Below are 24197 nucleotides of genomic sequence, written 5' to 3'. Positions count from 1 at the left end.
AATGACGCGCACCGGTACTTCCGGCGGCCGCTGCGTCTTAGCAACTCTTAACAATACAAAACCCACGGCAATGACAAAACCGGACTAATGCCGCCCCAGGCGCGATTGGACATTCGCGAAATGTGCGGTGCTGCCAGTGGAGATCTTGGTCTTCCCCCAGCTGGTTGGCCCGAAACAAGGCGGTAAACATGCATCGACGGGCGGCTGTCACCATGATGGCTTTTCTTGCTGGCAGTTTCGCGCCGGACCGCATTGCCTGCCGATCGAAGGTAGCGACGAACGCGGCCTGTCGCAGGATTGCCGGTGCAAGCGGAATTGCGGTGTGCCTGATCGTCTCAGGCTGCACGACCGTCGCCGGCGTTCAGGAACCTGGCTTGAAGATCGCGAATGTCTGGCACGCGACCTTTCCGCACGGCGGCCGGGCAGGCGATCTCGTGTCCTGGTGGTCGACCTTTTCCGATCCATCGCTGACAGCCCTTGTTGCGTCGGCGCAGGCTGAAAGCCCTACTCTCGAATCCGCTGCGGCAGAGATCGAGAGAGGGCGCGCCACGTTGGCGTCCATGCGGGCCGGCCTTCTTCCCGCCGTTGTCGGATCGGGGTCCCTCGCCCGCGCGGGAACGGGCGGTAATAAAGCGAACCAAGTCGATAGCGCCACGACCACGAGCGGCAGCCTAGACGCCTCTTGGGAAATCGATCTGTTCGGCAAGACTCGGCAGAGGAGCGAGGCTGCGCGGCTGCGGGTCCACGAGCGCACCGCCGATTGGCACGATGCGCGCGTCTCACTCGCGGCGGAGGTGGCGGACTACTATATGCAGTACCGTGCCTGCCGGCAGCTGGAGCAAGTCTACACCACCGAACTCGCCTCGCAGCGCGAGACGATCCGGGCAATGGAAATGGCCGCAACCTCCGGCCTTACGTCGAGCGCCGACCTTGCGCTAGGGCGCGCGAGTGCTGCTACCTCGGCCTCGATACGGACCGCGCAGCGTGCCGAGTGCGAGGTTCTCGTCAAATCTCTGGCCCGCCTTACTGGCGGTGACGAGCCTCACGTCCGCGATATTCTGGCGATGGGCAAGCACGGGTTACCCACGCCGAGGACCCTCAAGCTATCCGCCGTGCCTGCCGACGCCTTGCGGCAGCGCCCCGACATCGACGCCCTTGAGCTCGAGGTCGCTGCATCGCTCGCCGAGATCGGCGCGGCAAAAGCCGATCTCTATCCGAGTCTCAGCCTCAGCGGCTCGGTCACGATCGACAGTTCATCGCTGATCGGAACCTCTCTGCCCTGGTCCTTCGGCCCGGCCATCTCGATCCCGCTCTTTGACGGTGGTTCGCGCCGGGCGGCAGTGGGCAGCGCGGCAGCCGCATATAAGGTGGCGGTGGCCGCCTACAAATCAGGTGTGCTGGACGCGGTCGCCGAAGTCGAGACCGCACTCGTGCGGATCGACAGTACGCGACGGCAGATCGGCGACGCCAGTGTCGCGGCGCGCAACTATCGCGCCTACTTCAAAGCCGTGGATTCGAACTGGAAGGCCGGTGGCGCAAGCCTGCTCGACCGCGAGGAAGCCCGGCGTTCGGCGCAGTCGGCGGAGGTCTCGCTCATCGAAATCCGTCGTGACTCCGTGCGCTATTGGATCGCCCTCTACAAGGCGCTGGGCGGCGGCTGGGATGCGAGCGCCTCCTCATCCAAGGACCTGCCGCAAACATCGAAAGAAAACCTGCTCTGATGCGATCTTCACCTCTTCTCCTCGCCGCTACCCTGAGCGGGATCCTTGTTTTCGCCGTAGAGCCCGCGCTCGCGCAACAGAACGAGGCGGCAGCGCTTACCGTCGCAGTGGCAAAGCCCGCGGAACGCCAGTGGCCTGAAACGATACCCGCCAGCGGCTGGCTGAAGCCCTGGCACGAGGCGGTCATCGCCGCGGAAATCGGCGGCCTGCGTGTGACCGATGTCCTTGCCGATGTCGGGTCGGTTGTCTCAAAGGATCAGCCCCTGGTTCGGCTGGCCGACGAAACGGTGCGGGCGGAACTGCGCAAGGAAGAGGCTGTCCTGGCAAGTGCCAAGGCGGACCTCGCAAAAGCCAGGGCTAGTGCGGACCGAGCACGCAAGGTGCAGGGAAGCGGTGCGCTTTCTGAGGAGAAGATCACTGAATACCTGATCGCCGAGCAGACTGCGATCGCGAGTGTCGAATCCGCCGAAGCCTCGCTGGAAAGCCAGAGGATCAAGCTTGCTCAGACGACCATTATGGCCCCGGACGACGGGCTGATCACCGCCCGTTCGGTCCAACTCGGCGCTGTCGTCTCCTCCGGCACGGAGCTATTCCGTCTCGTGCGCCAGCAGCGCGTCGAGTGGCAGGCGGAAGTGTCTGCACGTTATTTGCCTCGCATCAAAGAAGGCCTGACCGCCACGATCATCAGCCCGGAGCGGCGGCGCGTCAAAGGGACCGTGCGGCTCGTGGGGCCGACGGTCAGCACCGATACCGGAAGGGTGCTCGCCTATGTGGCGCTGCCGGCGGACGCGCACCCACCCATCGGCCTCTACGTCACCGGCCAGATTGAGCTTGCGACCACGCAGGCCCTCACCGTGCCCGAGACGGGCCTCGTGATGCGTGATGGCATCGTTTACGTCTTCACCGTGGGTACAGACGGGCGTGCGTCACGCGTCCGAGTTGAAACCGGCCGCCGCAATGGCAGCGAAGTGGAGATCCTCTCGGGCCTTGATCCCTGGGCCGACGTGGTGACGGCGGGCGGCGCCTTCCTTTCGGACAGGGCTCTTGTCCGGGTAGAGGAGGACGCACGATGAACTTTTCCGCCTGGTCGATCCGCAATCCGGTTCCCGCAATCCTGCTATTCATCCTGCTCACCGTTAGCGGCCTGCTCGCCTTCGATCGCTTAGCGGTACAGAATTTCCCCGACATGGTGCTGCCGACTGTCCAGATCAACGCCGCGTTCGAAGGTGCCGCACCGGCCCAACTCGAAACCGAAGTCGCGCGCAAGATCGAGGACAAGCTCGCCTCTCTGAGCCTCCTAGAGCATGTCACTACCACGATTACGGACGGCGCGGTCAGCATCAATGTCTCATTTCAGCTGGAGAAGGACGGCGAGGCAGCGCTGAACGAGGTGCGCAATGCCGTCGACAGTATGAGCGGCGACCTGCCTGCCCAGATGCAGACACCAAGCGTGACGAAAACGACGGTGCAAGGCTCACCGATCCTTACTTATGCCGTGCGCTCCGTCCGCCTCAATGAGACGGAACTCTCCTGGTTCGTCGACAACGACATGACAAAGGCCTTACTTGCCGTGCCCGGCGTCGGCCAGGTCAGCCGCATTGGCGGCATCAATCGTGAGGTGCAGATCAATCTCAATCCCCAACTCATGAGTTCGCTCGGCCTCAGCGCCGCAACCGTTTCCGCGCGGCTCAAATCCATGCAGTCGGACGCTTCTGGCGGCCGGGCGGAAATCGGCGGCAGCAAGCAGGTGATCCGCACGCTCGGCGCGGTTTCTTCGATTGAGGCATTAAGGGCGCTCGCAATCCCGCTCCCAAGTGGCGCCCTGGTGCGTCTCGACGAGATCAGCACCGTTACGGACAGCTTCGCTGACCGGGGGTCCATCGCCTATCTCGATGGCGAGCCGGTGATCGCAGTGCAGGTCAAACGCTCGAACGGCTTTTCGGATACGGGCGTCGCGGCAGCCATCCGGACTGGCATGCAGAACTTCGCCGCCGCCAAGCCCGATGTTGAGATCGTCGAGGCCTACAGCACGATCGGGCCGATCATTGAAAACTATGACGGCTCCATGCACATGCTCTACGAGGGCGCCATCCTCGCGATCGTCGTGGTCTGGCTCTTCCTGCGCGACTGGAGGGCGACTGTCCTTTCGGCGGTTGCGCTGCCACTATCGGTCATTCCGACCTTTCTTGTGATGTATCTGGCGGATTTCAGCCTCAACACGGTGACGCTGCTCGCGCTCTCTCTCGTGGTCGGCATCCTGATCGATGATGCGATTGTCGAAATCGAGAACATCGCGCGCCATCTGCAAATGGGCAAACACCCGAAGGAGGCCGCGCTTGAGGCCGCCGACGAGATTGGCCTTGCCGTCATCGCCACGACCTTCACGCTCGTCGCCGTCTTCCTGCCGACTGCCTTCATGAGCGGTATTCCCGGCCTGATCTTCCGTCAGTTCGGGGTGACGGCAGCCGTGGCGGTCCTCGCCTCACTGGTCGTCGCGCGCCTGCTGACGCCGATGATGGCCGCCTACATGATGAAAGCGCATCCCGTCGAGGCAAAGGACGGCTGGATCATGCGCGCCTACATGGCCGTCGTCAGAATCTGCCTGCAGCGCCGCAAACTAACGGTCCTTGGCGTCATGCTGTTTCTCGGCCTTTCCATGTCGACGATCCCGTTCCTCAGTTCCGGCTTTCTGCCCGCTTCGGATGATGCGCAGACGCAAGTCACCTTGACGCTGCAACCTGGCAGCACCATTGGGCAGACGGAGGCGATCACGCGGCGAGCCGCCGAGATCGTTTCCCGACTGCCGGACGTGACGCATGTGTTCTCCTCCGTGGGAAGCGTCTCTTCGAATGACTTGATCGATTCCTCGACGACCGCCGATACGGGGGCCGCTTCCCTCGTGGTCGATCTCAAGAAGATCGGCGATCGCACCCGCACGCAGACCGAGATCGAGAATGATATCCGGCAGGCACTTTCCGTCCTTCCCGGCACCAGGATCGCTGTGGGGACGGGCGGCAACGGCACGACATTGGAGATCACGTTGGCGAGCGACGATTCCGATGCGCTCGGCCAGGCAGCCGGCGCGCTCGAAGAGCAACTGCGCACCCTCAGGAGAGTCGGCGCGGTCACCTCCAGTGCCTCCCTGCAGGCGCCGGAAATCCAGATCGTCACGAACCTCGACAGCGCGGCCGCTCTCGGCGTGACGGCAGAAGCGATTTCCGAGGCGGTTCGCGTGGCAACAAACGGCGACTATTCCTCTTCGCTCGCGAAGCTCAACCTGCCACAGCGCCAGCTTCCTATCCGTGTCCGATTTGACCCCAGCAACCGGACGACGTTTGATGACATTGCCAATCTTCGCGTTGCCGGCGCCAGGGGCAGCGTCGATGTTGGCTCGGTCGCCGAGATCAGCATCGGCGGCAGCCCGTCGGAAATCAGCCGCATCGACCGATCGCGAAATGTCACGCTATCGCTCGAGTTGAACGGGCGCATCCTCGGCGACGTCTATCGCGAGGCACAGGCATTGCCTGCCCTTCGCAACCTCCCGGAAGGCGTCCGGCTCGTCGAGCAAGGAGAATTAGAGCGCAGCTCCGAGCTCTTTGGCAGTTTCGCCATCGCTATGGGGATCGGAATATTCTGCATCTATGCCGTGCTGGTCCTCCTCTTCCACGACTTCCTTCAACCGGTGACGATCCTTATGGCGCTGCCACTTTCTCTCGGCGGTGCCCTGCTGCCGTTGGTGCTGACCGGCACGAGCTTTTCCATGCCAGTGGTGATCGGGTTGCTCATGCTGATGGGTGTGGTGACGAAGAATTCGATCCTTCTGGTCGAATACGCGATCATCTCACGCCGCGCCGGCCTCTCGCGCTTCGACGCTCTTGTCGACGCCTGCCATAAGCGCGCTCGCCCGATCGTGATGACGACGATCGCGATGGGCGGCGGCATGCTTCCGGTAGCCCTCAGTCTCAGCGGCGGCGACTCCAGTTTCCGTCAACCCATGGCAATTGTTGTCATCGGCGGCCTGATGACTTCCACCGTCTTTAGCCTCGTCGCGATCCCCGTCATCTTCACCTTCGTCGATGACTTTCTCAGGCTTCTCAAACGGCTTGCCGCCCTAGGAGAGCATGAGACCTCGCCGGCTTCCACACCTGAAGACGCAGTGCAGTTCGAGGCACCGCTTCGGCGGGAGCGGTCCTGGGACGCACCTCGACTACGATCCGGCCTTCGTGAAACAGGCGCGGGATCGAACTGGCCTGCCACGCCAGCGGACGGACTTTCTCATCCTCCTGCCGAACGACCCGCGCGTCGGAATTGAGGCCGATGAGTGCTAGCACTTTGGCCGCATTGGCTAGCCGCGCTGTCCGTCTATTCGGCCATGGCGGGTGCAGATCGCGAGCGCCTGCCACGACTGGCCAGCTGTCCGTCAAGTCCATTCTCATCATTCAGACAAAGTATATTGGCGACGTTGTTTTGACGTCAGCTTTGGTGCGCAATCTACGTCTCGCCTACCCGGATGCCACCGTGACCATGCTTTGCGCCCCCGGTCTTCGGCGGTTCATAGTCAGCCAAAACATCGCGGACGAAGCAATCGGGTTCGACCGCCGCGGCAAGGGAAAGAGCCTCTTCCAGCGGCTAAGAGCGTATCTGAGCTTGGTCTCTGATCTCCGCCAACGAAGGTACGATCTCACTATTGATCTGAGTGATTCCAAGACATCCAGGATTCTGCACCGATTGCTCGACGCGCCGCTGCGGGTTGGCTTCGATCCTCCCGAGAGGCCACTGAGATTCTGGGAGGTTCAACCGGCAAACGTTTACGCCGCCACCTGTGGTCACGGCGGCATCCACTATCTGTACCGATATCTTTCTCCTCTAAAGGCTCTCAACATTGACCTCGCTGACTCCACACCAAGGCTTGTGCCCACATGCGCCGCTCAAAGTGAAAGCGCACAAATCCTGGCGCAAAGGAGTTTGGTCAAAAACGCCTATATCGTCGTCCATGCAGGGGCACGATTTGAGGGGCGATGCTGGCAACCGGAGCGGTTTGCAGCGGCAATCGATGAAGTCTATGCCGCCACCGGCCTTCGGTTCTTTGCTGATTGGTGGCCGGGACGAGACAACAGCCGAGCAGACAATACTCGCATTGGCTGTGTCACCTGTGGCGAGCGTGGTTGGGAAGGTCTCGCTTGAAACACTGACGGCATTGCTTGGCGACGCCGTTATCTTTCTAGGAAATGAGAGTGGTCCCATGCATCTGGCGGCATCAAGTGGTCCCATGCATCTGGCGGCATCAGTAGGGACTCCTGTCGTCGGCCTTTACGGCTTGACACCGCCGGACATATGGGGGCCGCTCGGAGTTCCGCATCGGATCGTGGCGCCTCGGCTGCCCTGCCAATGCGCTGCTCCCAACTTGTGCAAGCCGAACAATCCCGGTGGCGTCTACTGTGTGCATCGCGTGCGAGTAGAGGAGGTCACCACAGCTACCCTCGACCTGATCGAGTTCGAAACGCTCAAATCAATACCGAATCGTTAAGCTCAGCTCAGCTAGTTCGTTGAAGCGGCGGACCTAACAACTGGCCGGATCGACGGCGAGCGGCCTAGGTCCATCAGATCAAAGCCGGGCCTCGATCCAGAACCGAGATATCGTAAACTACACTCTGCGTCTCATGAACGGCCAAGTCAGCAAAATACCCTATTCACCCCCGCCGTCGGTTACTGCTCATCGCCTTGAGATAGCCTCTTGCGAGTCGACAATCGCCTCCCGCGCTATGACAATGTCTTTCCGGGTGAGAGCATTGCATTCCCTCGCAAGCGCGATTCGAACCGTTATTGCGCGTTCATTTTCCGCAAGACGGCAGCGCGTTCCCGGATAACGAACATTCGATCCCAGCTAACGGCAATCGCATCCCACATAACGACAACGGATTTCCCTGTTAATTCACCGGCGGCCGCGAATATTCACGCAAATCTGGTCGATATTCCCTGACGCCTCGCGCAGGAAATCTCCCACTAAGTAGCTGACATCGCTACAAGATATTGATGTTCTGCCCGCCCAAAGCGCGCATTTCGCACAAATACCCTGCTTTTTGCCTGTTAGCAGGAAATATCAAACGAAGACTGGTTCGCCACAGACCGGTCGGTTCACCATGCTTTCAATAGGTTACCCGAGGGATGCATCGGTCATCAGCCGTGGACGCGTGCAAGGAAGTCGCGCACCAACGCAAGCGCCTCATCGAAATGGGTTTCCAGTAGCCAGTGGCCGGCGCCATCGAGGAGGTGGAACTCAGCTTGCGGCAAGTCGCGTTTGTAGGCGCGGGCCGATGCGGCCGGCATATAGCCGTCCTCGGGACCCCAGACGATCAGTGTCGGCGGTTGCCGTTTGCGCAGATAAGCTTGGTATTTCGGGAACCAGTTGAGGTTCCCCTCCAGCTTCTCCATCAGGCCGACCGCAAGCCGCCGACGGGCTGGCGTGTCCATCAGAGGCCAATGGAGTTTCCACAGATCCGGTGGCACGCGCTCGGCCACGGTCTCGCCAACTTCACCGATGAACTCGTGCCGGAAGCCCTCCTCGCTGACCGCATCTTCCAGCGGGCGATGCTTCTCGGACGTCTTGTCGTTCCAATACATCTTGATGGCTGCGTATTTCGGGCCGAGCACGTCTTCGTAGATGTCGCCGTTCTGGATGATAAGCGCGGCAACGCGCTCCGGATAGGCGATGGCGTGGCGCAATCCGATCTGCGAGCCATAGTCGTGCAGCCACAGCGCATAGCGGGATAGGCCGAGCGCGTCAGCGAAAGCCGCCAGAAACCCGGCATAGGCATCGAAATCGTAGCCGAATGCAGCCATGTCGGGCGTGGCGCTGTAACCGAAGCCAGGAAAATCCGGCGCGAACGTGTGCCAGCGATCTGCCAGTCCAGGCATCAGCCTTCGAAACTGATAGGACGAGCAGGGATAGCCGTGCGGCAGCAGAAGCACCGGAGCGTCGGCCGGGCCGTCCTCGCGAAAGAAAATAGCGTCTCCGTTAACTTTGACTTGGCGGTGTCGCAATTTTGCCTCCTCGATCGAAAGGCTGCAACCTCCCGCATCCCGTTGTTTACGATGCTCTCGCTGGAAGGTTCCGTGGAAAAATAGACGCGGCAACTGACTTCCAAAACACAAATACGGTGACAGTGCACTTTGTCTTGTTCGCGCGATTGTCGCTTTCTGTACTGCTCCGCTCGGCCAGTCCGGGCATGAGTTCGGGCCACGTGGTCCCCGCACCGTCCAAGGCCAATTCGCAAACTTATGACCAGGCGGAGGGTTCCCGGTCGCGCCGTTGAAAGCGCCAAGGAACCTGCCGCCGATCAGATCGTTTCGCGGTATCTGGCCAGATCGACCGCAACGGAGGAGAGACATGCTCGAAATTCTGCATGCTCACAATCGCGCGACACCGAACATCGGCCGGCTCGGCCAGTTCGGGCTTTGGCACGATGCTGCGTGACGTCGACTACGTCCTGCGAAAACTCGACTGGATGCGCGCCGAAGGCATCTGGCCCAACGGCTTGCGATATCTGTGGACCGATGCATTCGGGGTCGTGCTCTACGTCTCGCTTTACACAGAAACTGGCGAACAGCGCTGGCTGGACGCGGCCGAGCGGCTGGTCGCCGATGTCGAGCGTGTGCTCGGCCGCCGGCGCGGACTGAGGATCGGCGAAGCGGCCGATCGCGACGGCCAGTACTTCCACTATCTCGCGATGTGGCTGTTCGCCTTGGCGCGCCTCGGCGATCTGAAGCCGGAATACCGCAAGCGCGGCATTGCGCTGGCGCGTGACATTCACCCGGCATTTGTGGTCCCCGGCCGCGGTGTGATCTGGAAGATGCAGGAGGATCTAAGCAGCCCATATCCTGGCTACGGTCTCGGCAGCATGGATGCCTATGACGGCTACGTCTCTTACCGGACGCTCGATGAGGACGCACTGGCGCCCGAGATCGCGCAAATGCGTGATCTGATGCAGCGCGATTGGCGCACCCTCGACATCGAGCAGGACCTCGGCCTCGGCATGATGCTGTGGCTCGCCCATTTCTTTCCCGACGAGCCGTGGGCCGAGGCCCAGACGAGGCGTTCCCTGCGAACCCTGGAAACGATGTGGGTCGACCCGCCCGGCTATTTCAGCCGTGCCCCATGGCTGGGCGACACCAAGTTCGCCTTCACCAATTACGGCGTTTCGCTCGGCCTGCAGGCCGCCGGTATCTGGCCGGGGCGTGTCGATAGGCTGAACGCCTTCTTCGAGGACTGGCGCTCCGGCGACGAATACGACCGCGAGGCGATCACGTGGGTGATGGCCTGCACCTCACATCTTCCTGGTGCTTTTCTGACCCGGGGTGGCGAGACAATGATTGAAAGCGACCAAGCTCGGGAACGTTCCTCTGCCGGCGCGGTTGTCGATGGAAGTGCACCGAGACGCAAGGAACGCGGTTGAAATGGCCATTCTCTTGGGAAAACCGGGAAGCTGTTGGGTGGCGGCAGCCAGATCCACGAACTATCCCCAGCTCGAAGGTTCGATCCATGCGGACGCCGTTGTCGTGGGGGCTGGAATTGTCGGGCTGACGACGGCGCTTCGGCTTTGCGAGGCGGGCCGATCGGTGGTCGTCCTCGAAGGCCTGCGCACGGGCGGCCAGGTGACCGGCCGCTCGACGGCCAAGATCACCACGCAGCATACGCTGATCTATCGTCATCTCATCGACACTGTCGGCCGGGAGTTGGCCCAGGTCTACGCCGATGCGAATTCCGCCGGCGCCCGACAAATCCGCGATTGGGTTAACAACTACGCCATCGCCTGCGATCTCGAGAGCAAGGAAGCCTATACCTACACCTGCGACGATCGCCGGCGCGCGGAGGTCGCGGCCGAGGCGGAGGCCGCGCGCCAGGTCGGGCTAGAGGCCGAGGTTCTCGAACGCGCACCGCTGCCTTTCGAAACGGCCGCGGCATTACGGTTCCTCGACCAGGCGCAGTTCAATCCGGCGATGTATCTGGTTGGTCTGGCGGAAGCGGTGACGGCCCGTGGCGGTCGGATCTTTGAAAACAGCCGCGCCACCTCGATCGACGAAGCAAGCCGCTGGCGCGTCGTCACCGATGGCGGCGCCGTTGATGCCGGGCACGTCGTCGTCTCCACCAACATGACGGTGAAGAGCCCCGTCGGCATGGCGAACCGGACGCAACCGCGCTGCCACACCGTGATGGCCTTTCGGATCGATGATCCCCTCCCTGTCGACGGCATGTTCATCGGCATCGACGAGCCGACGCATTCCATTCGCACAGGCCGTGATGCCGAAGGTCCACTGCTGGTCACGCTTGGCCCCAAATTCAACACCGGCTGGGATGGCGACGTGGCGAAGCGGTTTGTCGAACTGGAAAAATGGACAAGAAAGAACCTTCCGGTCGGCGACGTCGCGTGGCGCTGGTGCAATGAGGATTATGATACGGCCGACAGGATCCCATACGCCGGCGAACCCGATCCCACCAAGGCCGCCGGCTTCCACATTGCCACGGGCTTTAACGCCTGGGGCATCACCAACGGGACGGCCGTGGGCACGATGATAGCCGACCTGATCTGCGCCCGCCCAAGCCCATGGCAAAAACTCTACGATCCGGCGCGGCCCTATCCCGAGGACTTCCGCAAGAATGGCCGCAGTCAATCGATCGTCTCGAGCACCCACGACATTGCGCCCGGCATGGGTGGCGTGATCGTCAGGGGAGACGAAAAGATTGCGGCCTGGAGAGACACCGAAGGCGCACTCCAGGCGGTTTCGGCGACGTGCACCCACAAGGGCTGCACCGTAACCTGGAACAATGCGGACCACACCTGGGATTGTCCCTGCCACGGCTCGATCTTCGCCGCCGACGGTTCGGTCATCCACGGCCCTGCCCGAAAACCGCTTGCCCAGATTACATTGTGAAGGCGGCCACTGTGAAGGCGGCGATCGGCGCGGCCCGCGTCACGCCGGCCGTTCGTAGGTTCCGACCAACTCCGTCTCCTCCAATGCGTGTTTCTGGGCTTGCTTCCAGACCTGATGCACGCCCGCCTGTCCCGGAACGCTGAGGCTCGGCACATCGAGCGCGGCCAGCAGAAAGTGGTAATGGTGGACGCCATGCCCTGCAGGCGGCTGCGGACCATCGTAATAGGCATTGCCGAAATCGTTGGTGCCTTGCCTGAGGGCCGATGGACCGGGCTTGCCGTCTTCGGCCTCGGCGAGTCCGCCGGCATCCGGCGCGATATTGAACACCGCCCAGTGCCCGAAAATCCCGCTTGGCGCATCGGGATCCCGCACGACAAGAACAAGGCTCTTGGTACCATCCGGGACACCGGACCATTTCAGCGGCGGCGAGACGTTCTGGCCGTCACGCGCATATTTTTCGGGAATTCTTCCGCCTGCCCGGAACGCCGGGCTGATAAGGGTGAGTGGCATTGTTATTTCCCCAAGAAGGTTGCGACCGAGAAACCCGCGCGGCGCCGTTCACGCCGCTTGCTGAGCTTCGGCGACGCGTCTTATCTCTCCTGGCAGGGATTCCCAGACCTTGTGCATCTGTCCTTCTCCGACGTGATGGGCGAGCACCTTGGACACGACCCTGAATGCATCCTTGGAATCGACCGGACGGGTAAATTCCAGCTCCGCCTTGATCTTGGCCAGAAACTCGTCGAGCGACCGCATCTTCTCGGGAGCTTTGGAAGGCTGATATTGGTCATAGAAGGCGCCGCGCACCAGAATCGGCAGCTGCGAGCCGAGGTGGGCTGCAAGATCCGGCTGCATACGGTCGCGCAGGGCGTGCAGCACCGCGCCGAGAACGTGCCAGGCGACCTGCCGATCCGGTCCAATCTCGTCCATGATCTCGTCGAGCCAGATGGTCGTGATCTGCAGCGTCTTGTCGAATACGTCGAGTCCGGTGGCGTTCATCGAAATCCTCCTTCCATTCAAATCCGACTAGGCTGATATGACCAAACAGCCGTACCTGCCCGTTGTTCCCCAATGCGCATGTCCTGGTGCGCATTCATTGTCGGAGGTTCCGTCATGAGGGGATTCGGGCCGGCTTTTTGCCGCTGTTTTTTCGACCGCCTTTCTTGGCCGACGCTCGGAACATCCTCATGGGTGGACGAGTTTTGTTTGCCGTCGCCTATCACATGGCGACGAGTGATGCAGACACGAAAAACAGGAGAAAAGCCATGGCACATCACGATTTGGCGCCCAGGACGCCATCGCGCAGCCTCTACCCGTCCGCGCGAGACCCGCTCACGTCATTTCACCGGCAGATTGATCGCCTGTTCGACGACTTCTTTGCACCAATGGCCGAAGCGACTACGGCCGGCGGTCTTTGGCCGAGCGTCGACGTATATGAAACAGACCAAGCCTATAAGGTCACCGCCGAATTGCCGGGGCTCGAGCAGAAGGATGTTGAGCTCGAGCTGCGCGACAACACCCTCTCCATTACGGGCGAGAAGCGTTCGGAGCACAAGGAAGGCGACGGCGGCCGCACTTACAGCGAACGCAGTTATGGCCGGTTTCAGCGGACCATCCCCCTGGAAACGGAGATCGATGCCGACAAGGTGCAGGCCACTTTCAGGAACGGCGTTTTGGCTGTCGAGCTTCCGAAGAATCCCGCTGCAAAGGACAAAACACGCCGCATAGAAGTGAAAGCGCGATAGTTGCCAAACTGAAGGCTGCCTGAGCAGGCGGCGTTCAGCCCCTGTGGAAGGAGAGCGGCGAGCACGGCGGCAACCGCTCAGGGCGTCTAGCGCCGGGGATCGTCCGTCGCCTCGGAAACGCCTTCGAGAGCGATTTTGGCGGCTTCCTCACCGGTCCGCCCGAGGTCGGCCAAGGCAATGACGCCGACGAGGCGCTTGTCGTGGTTGATCACCGGAAGACGACGCACCTGATGCTTGGCCATGATCTTCGCCGCATCGGTGATATCGGCATCGTCGAAGCACCAATAGACATGCTTGGACATGACCTCGCGAACGGTCGTGTTGCCGGCTGAGCGCTCCTCGGCGACGCCGCGCATCACGATGTCGCGGTCCGTCACCATGCCGACCAGCCTGTCATTCTCGCCGACCGGAAGGGCACCGAGATTGTCGGCCCGCATTTTCCGGGCGGCATCCCTGATTGTCGTGTTCGGGCCGACCAGTTCGGTCCGACGGCTCATGATCTCCTGAACTTGCATGGCATATTTCCTCTCTCTGATTGCTGAGGCAACAAGTCGCCAAACGCGCTGTTGCCGCGCATCGCGAGATTGCCAGCTGGCCGGACGAGGCTTGTGCGATCGCTATCCTCTCGATCCCGCGCCAATGCACGTGCCGGCACCTCGCGATCGAAACTATTCTTGGAACGTCCAGGCAGCGAGCGAGTTCCAAAACGGTAACCGGCGTCGCAGCCATCCCACGGGATGTCGCCGCAGGCTGGTGAAAAACATCCACCGGAAAAACAGATGCACGCGGATTGAAGATCATGGCTATCATCTTTTCAGATCGCCGCGAGGCCGGGCGGCGACTCGCCGGAGAGCTCGTTCGCTTTGCCGGGCGCGACGACGTGACCGTGTTGGCGCTGCCCAGAGGCGGCGTGCCGGTCGGCTACGAGGTCGCGCAGGCGCTCAAGGCACCGCTCGACGTCTTCGTCGTGCGCAAGCTCGGCGTCCCCGGTCACGAGGAGCTGGCCATGGGAGCGATCGCGCCCTTCGGCGTACGCGTCCTCAACGACGAAATCGTCAGCAGTCTCGCGATCCCGCCACATGTCATCGACACAGTCGCCGCAACGGAGGAAAAAGAGCTTCTGCGCCGCGAGCACCTCTATAGGGACGGGCGGCCCCCACCGCAGTTGAACGGACGAACCATTATCCTCGTGGATGACGGGCTTGCGACCGGATCGACCATGCGGGCCGGGATCAAGGCGCTGCGAAAAAACCACGCCGCCCATATCGTCGCGGCCGTTCCCGTCGGTAGCCCCGACACTTGCGCCGCGATGCGGGCGGACGCAGACGAGGTCGTTTGCGCGACGACACCAGAGCCGCTGCTCGGTGTCGGGCGGTGGTACGTGGATTTCTCACAGACGAGCGATGAAGAGGTCCGCGCGCTCCTCGCCAGGTCCGTGCCCAAGCCTGCCGCTTCCGACAAGCCTGCCGCTTCCGAAGAGGAATTGGCTGGGCATGCGAGTGCGGGTCCGGCGCCTGGCATCAGATCGACATAGCGGAGGTGGATATGGACCGGGATAGCGAGCACGTCGTGCATGTTCCCGCGGGGCCTATCACGCTCGAGGGCAATCTTTCGTTGCCCCGGATGCCCGCGGCCTTGTGCTCTTCGCCCATGGCAGCGCTGGACGAAGTCGCGGATCTCGCGAGCCGATGGTTCTTGCGCCATCTGATTTCGGACAGATCGGCGTCCACGTCCTGACAGCTGGAGGTTGGATCACCAGTCCCGGGATCATTTGCGTCCTCAACGCGTTAAGGTCCTCGTAAAACAGCGCGCAGCTGCAACCCAAATGGCTGTCGCAACCCCTAGTTGGGAGAAAGACAATGCCGGACAAGAAAACCATCGAGAAGGCCCGAAAGGACAAGCGCGAGGGCAAATCGCCGAGCACGCAGGCCGGCGAGTTCGTGCACGAGGAGATCGATAAAATCCGCCGCGGCGAGCACGGCGCGCGCTCGACCCAGCAGGCTATCGCCATCGGGCTTTCCGAGGCGAGACGCGCAGGCGTAGACCTGCCCCCGCCCAAAAAGGGCAAGGTGAAGGAGAGCACGCGCAAAAGCGCCGAATACGCCTATGAGGCCGGCCAGGGCGAACGCACGCCGAAACGCCGCCCGCGGGTCTCGAAAGCCGTCTCCAAGGTGCTCGAGCACGAGCCGAAGAGCACAGCGTCGCACGAGGCGCTGGCGCAGCAGGCAAAGCGTGCGGCCTCGCGCCGGACGGCTGAGGAGCGTTCCGCAGCCGCAAAGAAAGCCGCCGAGACGAAAGGCGCCAGCGGAAGGAAGGCGGCGGCGCAAAAGGCCGCCAGAACGCGGGCACACCACGCATAGTTCAAAGATGGCAGTTCGGCTCTAGGAAACCCGATATGGCCCAAACGACCGGTATCGAGCTCCGCTCCTGCAGCATGGGACGGTGCCGCTGCCCAAGGCGAATCAGTGACTGCATCTGCGGGACAACATCGACGTCTTCGCTCGAAATGTTCCCTTACGCGTAACACCGACCCAGAGGTATTCGGCGGCAAGGCCCCGGAGGTACTCGGCGGCAAAGCCGACGGGAGACCGGGAGGAAAGCGCAGCCTGTTTCTTGAGCAGATGCCTATTGCCCACAACGCGGAGAACTCTGATCATGTCCTCAGTAGCCAGCACGACAATGCCACGAACCACCCCTCAGGCGAGACATATCGCTTTGCTCGGCGCGCCCTCTAATCTTGGGCTGATGCCGCAGGAGGGTGAGCCGGAGCCCGGCGCATGGAAGGCGCCGGAGGTACTTCAATCGCTTGGTCTCGCCAACCGTTTGGGCGCCGGTCCGTTGCGCACGGTTCGGGCTCCGCCCTATCGGCCTGAGGTGGACCCTGCGACGGGCGTGCGCAATGCCCAGGCGCTGCGCCAGTATTCCGAGACGCTTGCCGAAGCCGTCGGCGAGGAGCTGAACTCGGGAGGGTTCCTGCTCATACTCGGCGGCGATTGCAGCGTGTTGCTTGGCCCCGCGCTAGCGCTGCGGCGTCGTGGCCGCTACGGCCTTATCTTCTTCGATGGGCACACGGATTTCAAATTGCCGGATACCTCGCCCTCAAAGGGAGCCGCGGGCATGGATTTGGCCTTCGTGACCGGCCATGGACCGAAGCTCCTGACCGATTTCGGCGAGCACACTCCTTTGGTCCGTGAGGCCGATGTAGTCGCGTTTGGCTATCGCGATGTGCAGGACCCCGCGACTTACACGTCCAAGGCCGTCTTCGACACCGATGTTCACCGGATGGATTTGGCTGAAGTGCGGCGGCGCGGCGTCGCCGATGCTGCACGCGTAGCGCTTGACGCGGTCGCAGGGCAGGACGTCGAGGGTGTATTCGTTCACTTCGATGTCGACGTGCTGGACAGCGAGATCATGTCGGCTGTCGATACGCCGGAACCCGGCGGTGTCTTGCCCGACGAAGCCGTCGAAGCTCTTCGCACATGGTGCAATGATTCACGCGTGATTGGGATGGAGGTGACGATCTATGATCCCGACCGCGATCCAGATCGTCGCTGCGGCAAGCTGCTGATCGACATTCTGACTGCTGCACTTCGCGACCGGTAGGCCAATGGCAGTCGTCCTGCACTTGTGCACGAATGCAATCCGCCGGAGCGAATGCAGTCGGTCTGACGGATCGCCGCGCGCATCCATTCCGTGATGCCACCTCATCGGGAACCGTTCTCAACGAACATGGTTCCGAGTGTGCGACTGAAAGCATTTGGCCCCTTTCATCTCGCTACCGCCAAGGAGATTCGCCATGACCGGCAAAACCCGTCCCACCGTCCTGATCACAGGCAGCAGCGGGTTTCTGGGCCAGGCCATCGCTCGCGGCCTGACGGAGCGCCACGACATCATCGGCCTTGATGTTGCCAGGCGGTCCTTGCCCGGCGTCGAGACGATCGAGATCGACCTTACCTCGGATACGAGCGCGGCGAAGGCGCTGGCCGAGGTGCGCGAACGGAGTGGCGGCCGCATTGCCTCGGTGATCCATCTCGCGGCCTATTACGACACGACCGGCGAGGATAATCCGAAATACGGCGCGGTGACCGTCGAGGGAACGCGCCGGCTGCTGAACGCGCTGAGGGGGCTCGAGACGGAGCAGTTCGTGTTTTCGAGCACGTTGCTGGTGCATGCGCCGAGCCCGGCGAAGGGCGCCAAGATCAACGAGCGATCGCCGATCGATCCGGCCTGGGCCTATCCGAGATCGAAGGCCGAGACCGAGACACTGATCCTGAAGGAGCACGGCGACATCAAGGTTGCGATCCTGCGACTGGCGGGTGTCTATGACGAGGATTGCCACGCCGCCTTCATCGCCCAGCAGATCGCCCGCATTTTCGAGCGCATGCCGACCGCCTATCTTTTCACCGGCGACATCACCACCGGACAGCCTTACCTGCACCTGGACGACCTCGTCGACGCCGTAGTGCGCACCGTCGACCGGCGCAGCGAGCTTCCCGACGAGACCGTACTGCTGATCGGCGAAGAGCAGACGCCGTCCTACGACGAGATGCAGAAGCAGATTGGGCGGCTCCTGCATGGCGAGATCTGGCGGACCTGTCCCTGCCCAAGGAGGTGACGAAGCTCGGCGCCTGGATGCAGGAGAAGGTTTTCGACCAGGAGACCGACATCAAGCCATGGATGATCGAGAACGCCGACGATCACTACGAGATCGACATCTCCCGCGCCAGGCGGCTGCTTGGCTGGAAGCCGCGGCACAGCCTGACCGCTACCTTGCCGGAAATGATCCGGCGGCTGAAGGCGGATCCCACCGACTGGTACAAGAAGAACAAGCTTGAACCGCCGGCGGTCGCCGCTTCCGCGCCCGAGCTCGACCAGGCCGCCGCAAGGCTGCGGCGTCCGCTCGAGCGCTCGGACGACGAGGTCGAGGTGGAAACCGAACGCCACCGGGCCGCAACGCTCTGGGCGCCACTGACCAATGTTGCCATCGGACTGTGGCTCGTGGCGGCGCCCTTCACGCTCGGCCTGTTCGATCCCGCTTCAGCACCGATTCCGCCGGCGCTCGGACATGAGATCGCCTCGCCGGAGACGCGCGACGGCAGGCTCGGCATCAGTGAGATCGTATCCGGCCTCGCCATCCTGTCGCTGGCGCTTGTAGGCATGCGCCGGCGCTGGCACGGACTGCAATGGATCACCGCCTCGATCGGGGTTTGGGTGATGTTCGCGCCGCTCCTGTTCTGGACCACCAGCGCCGGAGCCTACGCGACCGACACGCTGGCCGGCATGCTGATCGTCGCGTTCGCGGTGATGGTCCCGCCAACGCCGGGTATCAGCCGGCGTGCCCTTGCCGCCGATGACGACCGGCCGCTCGGCTGGAGCTATTCGCCCTCGCTCTTCACCCAGCGCATTCCCATAATCGGCCTCGCCTTTGTCGGCCTGTTCGTCTCGCGTTATCTCGCTGCCTATCAGCTTGGCCATATCGATGGCCTTTGGGAACCGTTCTTCGGCCCGGGCGAAACGCCGGCCGGCAATGGCAGCGAGGCGGTAGTCACCTCCTGGGTCTCCAAGGGCTTTCCGATCGCCGATGCCGGGCTGGGCGCCTTTGCCTATGCGCTGGACATCCTCGCCGGCGCGATCGGCGACCGCCGCCGCTGGCGCACGATACCGTGGATGGTGCTTTTGTTCGGCTTGCTGGTCGTCCCGCTCGGCGTGGTCAGCGTCAGCTTCATCATCATCCAGCCGCCGCTCATCGGAGCGCTGTGCACGCTCTGCATCGTCCAGGCTGCCGTCACCGTCGTGCTCATCCCCTATTCGGTCGACGAGGTGCTGGCGAGCTGCCAGTATCTTTGGCGTGCGAAACAGGCGGGAGAGCCGTTCTGGCGCACATTCTGGTGCGGAGGCCCGGCACTTTCGGAGGACCAGACGCCGGCGCCGGATCTCGACCGGCCGCTGTCGGAAGTGGCGCGGGACTTCGTCACCGGCGGTGTGAACTTCCCATGGACCCTAGTCGCCAGCACCCTCGCCGGCGCCCTGCTGATGATCACGCCGCTCGCCTTCGGCACAAGCCCGCCGCTCTACTTCAGCGACCATGTCACCGGCTGCCTGGTCATCATGGTCGCCGTTACGGCGATGGCCGAAGTGGCGCGCGCCGTCCGCTTTCTGAACATCGCGCTTGGAGCCTGGATCGCCCTCTCTCCCTTTATCCTCGCCGGCGGTGCGGCGGCGAGCCTAGCCAATCTGGCGATCGGAGCGCTGCTGGTCGGGCTCAGCCTGCCGCGCGGCACGCGCAGCGCCGCGCATTATGGCGGTTGGGACCGGGCCATCGTCTAAGGATGTTCAGCAGCGCTGGACGTGTCGAGATGAGGGATCGCCGAAGCTAGCCAAAGGATGGCGGCGCGGCGCCCTGATCGTGCCCCAACGGCGACCGCGACGCCCGCGCTCACACCGAGCCGGTCATGCCGCCGTCGACATAGATGATCTGGGCCCGTCATGAAGCTCGATGCGTCGGAAGCCAGGAAGATCGCGGCGCCGCCCAGTTCGTCGACTTCGCCCCACCTTGCCAGCGGTGTGCGCCCGACCAGCCAGCGCGAGAATTCGGCGTCTTGCACCAGCGCCTCGTTCAGTTCTGTCCGGAAGTAGCCTGGGCCGATACCATTGACTCTGATGCCGTGTGGGCCAAGCTCGGTGGCAAGCCCCTTGGTCAGCATTTTCATCGCACCCTTCGATGCCGTGTATGGCACGATCGAGGAACGCCCCAGTTCGCTTTGCACCGAACATATGTTGATTATGGATCCGGTCTTGCGGGCCATCATCGAGCGGACCACCGGCCGGGTGACATAGAATGCACTGTAAAGGTTTGTCCGCATCAATCTGTCGAACATGTCGAGCGGGAAATCGGCGAATGGCGCGCGGTGCTGCATGCCGGCATTGTTGACGAGAATATCGATCGGGCCGCGCTCTGCTTCCAGCCTGCCGATTTCACGCTCGACGTCTTCAGCCACGGTCACGTCGAAGGTGGAGCCGATCGCCTGGATACCGGATTCGGCCAACGATCCGAGTGCCTTTTGAACGTGGTCTTCGTCCCGCCCATTGATGATCACCGTCGCGCCGGCGCTCGCCAGCGCCTTCGCCATGGCAAAGCCGATTCCGCGGCTCGATCCGGAGATGAAAGCGGTTTTGCCGGCGAGGCCGAACAGGTCCGATAGGTCGGTCAATGTTTGTTTCCCAGAGATGCGGCCAGATGCAGGCGATCGAGGCCCTGCCGCACATCGTAAGCGCGGACGACCGCTGTCAGCAATGGCGAGATTGCCGGCGATAAACGCTTATCCCCGCCAGACGCCTTCCCTGCGCAGATCGTCCATCGTGCGCGAAATGCCTTCGCGCAGGATCGACACCATGTCGTCGATCTGCTCGCGCGTGATGATCAATGGCGGCGACATCACGCACATGTTGATCAGTGGCCGGACCAACAGGCCGAGCTCGTGGCAATGCGCGTCGATGCGTTTGCCGACATCCTTGTCGAGCTGCAGTGGATCCTTGCTGTCGCGGTCGGCGACGCATTCGACGCAGCCCATCAGCCCCATGCCGCGCACCTCACCGACCAGCGGCAATTCCTCCAGCGTCTTCAGTTGCGCCTGGAAGTAGGGCGCGACCTCGCGCGTATGGGCCAGCACGCTTTCTTCCAGAATATCGAGGTTCTTCAGCGCCACCGCGCAGCCGACCGGATGGCTGGTGTAGGTCAGGCCATGGCCGAACATGGCGTCTGGATGGTTCGAGCGGCGCAGCTCCTCCAGCAGCCGTTCCGAAAGGATGACGCCGCCGAGCGGGAAATAGCCTGAGGTCACACCCTTGGCGAAGGTGATCATGTCGGGCTCGATGCCGAACACCTCGCCGGAGGCAAAGACATGGCCAAGCCGGCCGAACGCGGTCACCACCTCGTCGGAAATGTAGAGGATGTCGTTGTCGCGGCAGATCGTCCGGATGCGCTGGAGATAGCCCTCCGGCGGCACGATGACGCCGCCCGACGCCTGCACCGGCTCGCCGACGAAAGCACCGATCCTGTCGGCGCCGACACGGGCGACCATATCGCGGAATTCAGCGACCAGCGCATCGGTGAAAGCGGCAACGCTCATGCCCTTCGGACGGCGGAACGGATCGGGTGAGGACAATTTGACGACCAGCTCGTCGGCGCCGTCCATCCAGTCACGGTCGCGCGGACGCCCGTTAAGCGAAGCAGACAGATAGGTCGAGCCGTGATAGGCGCCGCCCCGGCTCAGGATCAGCTTCTTTTCCGGGCGACCGCGCACATTGTTGTAAAATTGCATGAAGCGCAGCGCCGTCTCGACCGCCGAGGAGCCGCCGGTGGTGAAGAAAACATGGCTGAGATCGCCCGGCGCGTGGCCGGCGATGCGCATGGCCAGTTCCGCCGACGGCGCGTTCATCGTGTACCACGGCGTGTTGTAGGACAGCGCCATCGCCTGGTCGTACATCACCTTGGCGAGCTCCTCGCGACGGTGGCCGACATTGATGCACCACATGCCGGCCGGCCCGTCGATCAGCCTCTTGCCGGTGGCATCGGTGATATATATGCCCTCGCCCGCGCCGATCAGGGCGCGTGCCTCCGCGCCGACCGAGCCGGCGAACGGCCAGGGCTGGACAAGATGGCGCTTGGCCAGTTCGACGGCATCCTGAGCGCCGGCTCCGGCCATTTCGGTCGAAGTGATATCTCTTACCGCCGCCATCTTCGCCTCGCATTGTATGCCGCAATTTCACCGGACACGAAGCTGGTTCACGCTCCAGGAAAGCTCGGCTTTCTTCGTTCATTTTGAATGGCCGTTCAATCAATATTGCAGAAATAGCGCTTGATTTCAATCCGCCGATGCGCGCATGATGAAGAAAGCCGGCAAGCTCGGAGCGCGATAGCGCCTGGGCATAAAATTGGGAACAGATAGCCGGTTCCAGCAATGGGATGCCGCATGGCAGGACAGTCCGCGCCAGCAACCGAAATCACGCCGGGGACCCTGCCCGAGGGCCTGCAATGACGGCGGCCGCGGAAGGGTCGCCCGCTTTCGGCATGATGCGGGCGAGGCGAAACGCCCTTCTGCAATCAGAACCCGTCCAGGGTCTTGCCCTGATCAGCCCGACCTTCGTCTATGCGCTGATACTTCTGGTGCTGCCGATCCTGGCGGTCATCGCGCACTCCTTCTGGACGCAGAATTACCTCACTGTCGACCATACCTTCACGCTGGAAAACTACCGCCTTGCACTGACCGAGCCGATCTATCGCGACCTGCTGTGGCGCTCGCTCTACATCTCGCTGACGGCGAGCTTCTTCACGGTCGTGCTCGCCTATCCGATCGCCTATTTCATCTCGTTCCACGGCGGCCGCCACAAGAGCCTGTGGCTGTTCCTGATCACCATCCCGTTCTGGACCAGTTATCTGCTGCGGGTGATGTCGTGGAAGGTCATCCTCGGCTATAATGGCGTGCTCAATTCCGGCCTGATGGGCCTTGGCATCATCGACGAGCCGTCGACCGCGCTGCTTTACAATTCGACTGCCGTCATCATCACGCTGACCCACGCCTGGGCAGCCTTCGCCATCCTGCCGATCTTCGTCTCGCTGGAAAAAATCGACCGCACGCTGGTCGAGGCGGCCACGGACCTCGGCGATGGCCCCGTCCGTTCCTTCCTGCGCGTGACGCTGCCGCTTTCGGCGCCCGGCATCATTTCGGCAGCGCTGATCGTCATGATCCCGACGGTCGGCGATTACGTCACGCCGAAGCTTGTCGGCGGCAAGGACGGCGTCATGATCGCCAATGCCATCCAGGCGCAATTCGGCAAGGCGTCGAACTGGCCGCTGGGTGCGGCACTCTCCGTCACCACGATGCTGATCGTCACGCTGATGGCCGGCGCCACGGTGCTGATCATCCGTACCGCCCAGAGGCTGGCACGATGAGGCTGGCGCGATGACGGCGATGCGCCGCTTGCTGCCCGGCCGCTTGCTGCCGGCCTATGCGTTCTTCTACGTCGTGTTTCTCTATCTGCCGGTCATCTTCCTGCCGATCTTCTCCATCAACACCGCCGCGACGCCGAAATTCCCGCTCTCCGGCTTCACCTTGAAATGGTACCAGGACCTGCCGCGCACGCCGGCGCTGCTCGACGCCACCTGGAACAGCCTGGTCGTCGGGGTATCGGCTTCCATCCTGTCGACCGTTCTTGGCATCCTCGCCGCCCGCTCGATCACCCGCTACCGCTATCCCGGCCGTCGCGCCATGAACGGCCTGATCATGGCGCCGCTGGTACTGCCCGAAATCATCGTTGCCATCTCCTTGCTGCTAGTGATCCTGCAACTCGGTTTGAGCCTGTCGCTGTTCACCGTCGTGCTTAGCCACGTCCTGGTCTGCGTTCCCTATTCGATGACGGTGCTGACCGCCGGCTTCGAGGGCTTCGACCGCAGCCTGGAGGAAGCCTCCGCCGATCTCGGCGAGAGCGCGTTCGGCACCTTTCGGCGGGTGACGCTGCCGATGGTCGCGCCGGCGATCATTTCCAGCCTGCTCGTCTGCTTCACCATTTCGCTCGATGAATTCCTCATCGCCTTCTTCCTGACCGGCACCGAAGCGACGCTGCCGATCTATATCTGGGGCCAGTTGCGTTTCGCCGCGAAACTGCCCGGCGTGCTGGCGCTGGGCACGCTGTTGCTGGTTGCCTCGTTTCTTTTGATGACGATTGCTGAAATCCTGCGCCGCCGCGCGGCCAGGCGCACCCAGAACGAGGGTGCCTTCCATGCCTGAGCGGCCTCACACCGAGC

17 protein-coding genes and 3 pseudogenes are annotated in these 24197 nt (G+C 62.5%); 14 read left to right on the top strand and 6 right to left on the bottom strand.

Annotated elements, in window-relative coordinates; genetic code table 11:
- Positions 1–188 precede the first annotated feature (188 nt).
- From NKG95_RS02670 to NKG95_RS02650, 5 genes and pseudogenes are all read left to right on the top strand, one after another.
- Positions 189–1721: an efflux transporter outer membrane subunit gene (locus NKG95_RS02670; protein ID WP_353039869.1), complete on the top strand. Its 1533-nt coding sequence runs from the start codon at positions 189–191 to the stop codon at positions 1719–1721.
- Positions 1721–2794, top strand: a complete 1074-nt coding sequence (locus tag NKG95_RS02665) for an efflux RND transporter periplasmic adaptor subunit (protein WP_353039868.1) — start codon at positions 1721–1723, stop codon at positions 2792–2794. The genes NKG95_RS02670 and NKG95_RS02665 overlap by 1 nt, the downstream gene beginning before the upstream one ends.
- A pseudogene (locus NKG95_RS02660) lies at positions 2791–5830 on the top strand (efflux RND transporter permease subunit); the annotation flags it as partial. The gene NKG95_RS02665 and the pseudogene NKG95_RS02660, both read left to right, overlap by 4 nt.
- Before the next feature lie 415 nt (positions 5831–6245).
- Entirely contained in the window at positions 6246–6905 is a 660-nt protein-coding gene (locus NKG95_RS02655; protein ID WP_353039913.1) for a glycosyltransferase family 9 protein, read from the top strand.
- On the top strand, positions 6865–7248 hold the full coding sequence (locus tag NKG95_RS02650) for a glycosyltransferase family 9 protein (protein ID WP_353039912.1): 384 nt from the start codon (positions 6865–6867) through the stop codon (positions 7246–7248). The genes NKG95_RS02655 and NKG95_RS02650 overlap by 41 nt, the downstream gene beginning before the upstream one ends.
- 650 nt (positions 7249–7898) lie before the next feature.
- Here the strand turns inward: NKG95_RS02650 and NKG95_RS02645 are convergent.
- Complete coding sequence (locus tag NKG95_RS02645) at positions 7899–8762, bottom strand: alpha/beta fold hydrolase (RefSeq protein ID WP_352917702.1); 864 nt, start codon at positions 8760–8762, stop codon at positions 7899–7901.
- Positions 8763–9124: 362 nt separating this feature from the next.
- On the opposite strand from NKG95_RS02645, the gene NKG95_RS02640 reads away from it, so the two are divergent.
- Positions 9125–10174: a hypothetical protein gene (locus tag NKG95_RS02640; RefSeq protein WP_352860055.1), complete on the top strand. Its 1050-nt coding sequence runs from the start codon at positions 9125–9127 to the stop codon at positions 10172–10174.
- 1 nt (position 10175) lies between these two features.
- Positions 10176–11651 carry an FAD-dependent oxidoreductase gene (locus NKG95_RS02635; RefSeq protein ID WP_353039867.1) on the top strand — a complete coding sequence of 492 codons (1476 nt, stop codon included), beginning with the start codon at positions 10176–10178 and terminating at the stop codon, positions 11649–11651.
- A gap of 39 nt (positions 11652–11690) precedes the next feature.
- Here NKG95_RS02635 and NKG95_RS02630 read toward each other — a convergent pair whose 3' ends face one another.
- The gene (locus tag NKG95_RS02630) at positions 11691–12161 is read right to left on the bottom strand and encodes a YbhB/YbcL family Raf kinase inhibitor-like protein (RefSeq protein WP_352847253.1); all 471 of its coding nucleotides are present in this window, start codon (positions 12159–12161) and stop codon (positions 11691–11693) included.
- A gap of 48 nt (positions 12162–12209) precedes the next feature.
- Positions 12210–12647 carry a DUF2267 domain-containing protein gene (locus NKG95_RS02625; protein ID WP_353039866.1) on the bottom strand — a complete coding sequence of 146 codons (438 nt, stop codon included), beginning with the start codon at positions 12645–12647 and terminating at the stop codon, positions 12210–12212.
- Positions 12648–12913: 266 nt separating this feature from the next.
- On the opposite strand from NKG95_RS02625, the gene NKG95_RS02620 reads away from it, so the two are divergent.
- The gene (locus NKG95_RS02620; protein ID WP_352847248.1) at positions 12914–13393 is read left to right on the top strand and encodes an Hsp20/alpha crystallin family protein; all 480 of its coding nucleotides are present in this window, start codon (positions 12914–12916) and stop codon (positions 13391–13393) included.
- A gap of 86 nt (positions 13394–13479) precedes the next feature.
- On the opposite strand, the gene NKG95_RS02615 is transcribed toward NKG95_RS02620, so the two are convergent.
- Complete coding sequence (locus NKG95_RS02615) at positions 13480–13908, bottom strand: CBS domain-containing protein (RefSeq protein ID WP_353039864.1); 429 nt, start codon at positions 13906–13908, stop codon at positions 13480–13482.
- 284 nt (positions 13909–14192) lie between these two features.
- Here NKG95_RS02615 and NKG95_RS02610 point away from each other — a divergent pair, with 284 nt between their 5' ends.
- From NKG95_RS02610 to NKG95_RS02595, 4 genes and pseudogenes are all read left to right on the top strand, one after another.
- Positions 14193–14927 carry a phosphoribosyltransferase gene (locus NKG95_RS02610; protein ID WP_353039863.1) on the top strand — a complete coding sequence of 245 codons (735 nt, stop codon included), beginning with the start codon at positions 14193–14195 and terminating at the stop codon, positions 14925–14927.
- A 325-nt stretch (positions 14928–15252) separates the two neighbouring features.
- Positions 15253–15753, top strand: a complete 501-nt coding sequence (locus NKG95_RS02605; protein ID WP_023678569.1) for a DUF6496 domain-containing protein — start codon at positions 15253–15255, stop codon at positions 15751–15753.
- 355 nt (positions 15754–16108) lie between these two features.
- Positions 16109–16996: an arginase family protein gene (locus tag NKG95_RS02600; RefSeq protein WP_353039862.1), complete on the top strand. Its 888-nt coding sequence runs from the start codon at positions 16109–16111 to the stop codon at positions 16994–16996.
- 193 nt (positions 16997–17189) lie between these two features.
- Positions 17190–19720, top strand: a pseudogene (locus tag NKG95_RS02595) (NAD-dependent epimerase/dehydratase family protein).
- 109 nt (positions 19721–19829) lie between these two features.
- On the opposite strand, the pseudogene NKG95_RS02590 reads toward NKG95_RS02595, so the two are convergent.
- Together NKG95_RS02590 and NKG95_RS02585 are read right to left on the bottom strand one after the other, a co-directional pair.
- Positions 19830–20604, bottom strand: a pseudogene (locus tag NKG95_RS02590) (glucose 1-dehydrogenase).
- A 108-nt stretch (positions 20605–20712) separates the two neighbouring features.
- The gene (locus tag NKG95_RS02585) at positions 20713–22131 is read right to left on the bottom strand and encodes an aminotransferase (RefSeq protein ID WP_353039861.1); all 1419 of its coding nucleotides are present in this window, start codon (positions 22129–22131) and stop codon (positions 20713–20715) included.
- Positions 22132–22427: 296 nt separating this feature from the next.
- Here NKG95_RS02585 and NKG95_RS02580 point away from each other — a divergent pair, with 296 nt between their 5' ends.
- Together NKG95_RS02580 and NKG95_RS02575 are read left to right on the top strand one after the other, a co-directional pair.
- Positions 22428–23345, top strand: coding sequence for an ABC transporter permease (locus NKG95_RS02580; RefSeq protein ID WP_353039860.1), 918 nt, complete (start codon positions 22428–22430; stop codon positions 23343–23345).
- Between the two features lie 10 nt (positions 23346–23355).
- Positions 23356–24180 (top strand): ABC transporter permease, encoded by an 825-nt coding sequence (locus NKG95_RS02575; RefSeq protein WP_353039859.1) that lies wholly within the window; start codon positions 23356–23358, stop codon positions 24178–24180.
- Positions 24181–24197: the final 17 nt, after the last annotated feature.

The sequence above is a fragment of the Mesorhizobium sp. M1423 genome, from assembly GCF_040317575.1.
Lineage (GTDB): Bacteria > Pseudomonadota > Alphaproteobacteria > Rhizobiales > Rhizobiaceae > Mesorhizobium.
The sequence above is the reverse complement of the archived record's forward strand: the minus strand, read 5'-3'. Positions and strand labels throughout refer to the sequence as shown.

What these genes read in the sequence shown, in the direction of transcription:
- NKG95_RS02670 (WP_353039869.1), top strand. Translation starts at nt 189, where the DNA reads ATGCATCGACGGGCGGCTGTCACCATGATGGCTTTTCTTGCTGGCAGT.
- NKG95_RS02665 (WP_353039868.1), top strand. Translation starts at nt 1,721, where the DNA reads ATGCGATCTTCACCTCTTCTCCTCGCCGCTACCCTGAGCGGGATCCTT.
- NKG95_RS02655 (WP_353039913.1), top strand. Translation starts at nt 6,246, where the DNA reads ATGCTTTGCGCCCCCGGTCTTCGGCGGTTCATAGTCAGCCAAAACATC.
- NKG95_RS02640 (WP_352860055.1), top strand. Translation starts at nt 9,125, where the DNA reads ATGCTCACAATCGCGCGACACCGAACATCGGCCGGCTCGGCCAGTTCG.
- NKG95_RS02635 (WP_353039867.1), top strand. Translation starts at nt 10,176, where the DNA reads ATGGCCATTCTCTTGGGAAAACCGGGAAGCTGTTGGGTGGCGGCAGCC.
- NKG95_RS02630 (WP_352847253.1), bottom strand. Translation starts at nt 12,161, where the DNA reads ATGCCACTCACCCTTATCAGCCCGGCGTTCCGGGCAGGCGGAAGAATT.
- NKG95_RS02625 (WP_353039866.1), bottom strand. Translation starts at nt 12,647, where the DNA reads ATGAACGCCACCGGACTCGACGTATTCGACAAGACGCTGCAGATCACG.
- NKG95_RS02620 (WP_352847248.1), top strand. Translation starts at nt 12,914, where the DNA reads ATGGCACATCACGATTTGGCGCCCAGGACGCCATCGCGCAGCCTCTAC.
- NKG95_RS02615 (WP_353039864.1), bottom strand. Translation starts at nt 13,908, where the DNA reads ATGCAAGTTCAGGAGATCATGAGCCGTCGGACCGAACTGGTCGGCCCG.
- NKG95_RS02610 (WP_353039863.1), top strand. Translation starts at nt 14,193, where the DNA reads ATGGCTATCATCTTTTCAGATCGCCGCGAGGCCGGGCGGCGACTCGCC.
- NKG95_RS02605 (WP_023678569.1), top strand. Translation starts at nt 15,253, where the DNA reads ATGCCGGACAAGAAAACCATCGAGAAGGCCCGAAAGGACAAGCGCGAG.
- NKG95_RS02585 (WP_353039861.1), bottom strand. Translation starts at nt 22,131, where the DNA reads ATGGCGGCGGTAAGAGATATCACTTCGACCGAAATGGCCGGAGCCGGC.
- NKG95_RS02580 (WP_353039860.1), top strand. Translation starts at nt 22,428, where the DNA reads ATGACGGCGGCCGCGGAAGGGTCGCCCGCTTTCGGCATGATGCGGGCG.
- NKG95_RS02575 (WP_353039859.1), top strand. Translation starts at nt 23,356, where the DNA reads ATGACGGCGATGCGCCGCTTGCTGCCCGGCCGCTTGCTGCCGGCCTAT.